This is a genomic window from Sphingomonas albertensis (assembly GCF_014358075.1).
GTDB classification, from domain to species: domain Bacteria; phylum Pseudomonadota; class Alphaproteobacteria; order Sphingomonadales; family Sphingomonadaceae; genus Sphingomonas; species Sphingomonas albertensis.
Genome location: NZ_JACONT010000071.1, coordinates 1 through 2,500, shown reverse-complemented (window position 1 = coordinate 2,500; position 2,500 = coordinate 1). Strand labels below are relative to the sequence as shown.

Genomic DNA, 2,500 nt, shown 5'->3' with positions numbered 1-2,500 from the left:
AAGCCGGGAAATAGCTGGTTCTCCGCGAAAACTATTGAGGTAGTGCCTCGCACGAACACCTTAGGGGGTAGAGCACTGGATGGGCTAGGGGGTCGCGAGATCTACCAAACCTAACCAAACTCCGAATACCTAAGAGTGATATGCGGGAGACAGACGGCGGGTGCTAAGGTCCGTCGTCAAAAGGGAAACAGCCCTGACCTACAGCTAAGGCCCCCAAATCGTATCTAAGTGGGAAAGCATGTGGGACTTCCAAAACAACCAGGAGGTTGGCTTAGAAGCAGCCATCCTTTAAAGAAAGCGTAACAGCTCACTGGTCTAAACAAGAGGTCCTGCGGCGAAGATGTAACGGGGCTCAAGATACGTGCCGAAGCTTAGGGTGTGCCACTTATGTGGTACGCGGTAGCGGAGCGTTCCGTAAGCCTGTGAAGCGATCTGGTAATGGGTCGTGGAGGTATCGGAAGTGCGAATGCAGACATGAGTAGCGATAAAGAGGGTGAGATGCCCTCTCGCCGAAAGACCAAGGGTTCCTGCGCAAGGCTAATCCGCGCAGGGTGAGCCGGCCCCTAAGACGAGCCCGAAGGGGGTAGTCGATGGGAACCACGTTAATATTCGTGGGCCTGGTGGTGTGTGACGGATCATGTGTGTTGTCATCCCTTATCGGATTGGGATGGCTTCGAAATGGTTCCAGGAAATAGCCCCACCGTATAGACCGTACCCGAAACCGACACAGGTGGTCAGGTAGAGTATACCAAGGCGCTTGAGAGAAGTGTCCTGAAGGAACTCGGCAAATTGCCTCCGTACCTTCGGAAGAAGGAGGCCCTCACTATGCGCAAGCACTTTGAGGGGGCACAGGCCAGGGGGTAGCGACTGTTTAGCAAAAACACAGGGCTCTGCTAAGTCGGCTTCAAGACGACGTATAGGGCCTGACGCCTGCCCGGTGCCTGAAGGTTAAGTGGAGGGGTGCAAGCTCTGAAATGAAGCCCAGGTAAACGGCGGCCGTAACTATAACGGTCCTAAGGTAGCGAAATTCCTTGTCGGGTAAGTTCCGACCTGCACGAATGGCGTAACGACTTCCCCACTGTCTCCAGGACATGCTCAGCGAAATTGAATTCTCCGTGAAGATGCGGAGTACCCGCGGTTAGACGGAAAGACCCCGTGCACCTTTACTGCAGCTTCAGAGTGGCATTAGGAAGAAACTGTGTAGCATAGGTGGGAGGCTTTGAAGCATCGGCGCCAGCTGATGTGGAGCCATAGGTGAAATACCACCCTGTTTGTTTCTGATGTCTAACCTCGTTCCGTAAGCCGGAACAGGGACCCTCTGTGGCGGGTAGTTTGACTGGGGCGGTCGCCTCCTAAAGAGTAACGGAGGCGCGCAATGGTGGGCTCAGGACGGTCGGAAACCGTCTGTTAGAGTGCAATGGCATAAGCCCGCCTGACTGCGAGACTGACAAGTCGAGCAGAGACGAAAGTCGGTCATAGTGATCCGGTGGTCCCTCGTGGAAGGGCCATCGCTCAACGGATAAAAGGTACGCCGGGGATAACAGGCTGATAACCCCCAAGAGCTCATATCGACGGGGTTGTTTGGCACCTCGATGTCGGCTCATCACATCCTGGGGCTGGAGCAGGTCCCAAGGGTTTGGCTGTTCGCCAATTAAAGTGGTACGTGAGCTGGGTTCAGAACGTCGCGAGACAGTTTGGTCCCTATCTGCCGTGGGCGTCGAAATTTGAGAGGAGTTGACCCTAGTACGAGAGGACCGGGTTGAACATACCTCTGGTGTACCAGTCGTTCCGCCAGGAGCGCAGCTGGGTAGCTATGTATGGACGGGATAACCGCTGAAAGCATCTAAGCGGGAAGCCTCCCTCGAGATAAGATTTCATAGAGCCGTCGGAGACCACGACGTTGATAGATCGGATGTAGAAGTGCGGTAACGCATGGAGCTAACCGATACTAATTGCTCTATTCGCGCTTGAGAGTCTCACACCATCAATGACAACACTGGGTTCGCCTAGTTAGCCAACGATAGTGCGGATGATTAAGACGACGCCAGATTGCCAATCCCCTCGCCGTCGAGGGATTGGTCGAATACCACTATACCCAAGCACGGTATCGATTTTAAACCCCGCCAACGCGAAAGCCGCGGCGGGGACCCAGATATGACGTACACGCATGTCGCACCGGCTCCATTGCCTGGTGGCTATAGCGTCGGTGTCCCACCCGATCCCATTCCGAACTCGGCCGTGAAACCCGACTGCGCCAATGGTACTATCGCTCAAGCGATGGAAGAGTAGGTCGTCGCCAGGCATTGAAGCCCGTGCAACATGCAACACGCAACATATCCAAAACCCATTCACAAACGTCTCATACACCTATTCCCTCACGGGAACTCGGGCCCCGTTAAAGTAACACTTTAATGGGATCTCGGCGCGGGGTGGAGCAGCCCGGTAGCTCGTCAGGCTCATAACCTGAAGGTCACAGGTTCAAATCCTGTCCCCGCAACCA

Annotated in this window: 1 tRNA gene and 2 rRNA genes (1 of these 3 cut by a window edge); all 3 read left to right on the top strand. The window is 54.8% G+C overall.

Annotated features, from left to right (window positions below):
• Positions 1-1,972, top strand: a 23S ribosomal RNA gene (locus H8S47_RS18420); it begins 825 nt to the left of the window's first position.
• A 215-nt stretch (positions 1,973-2,187) separates the two neighbouring features.
• Positions 2,188-2,302: ribosomal RNA gene (gene rrf, locus H8S47_RS18415) — 5S ribosomal RNA — on the top strand.
• 121 nt (positions 2,303-2,423) lie between these two features.
• Positions 2,424-2,500 (top strand) — tRNA-Met (locus tag H8S47_RS18410).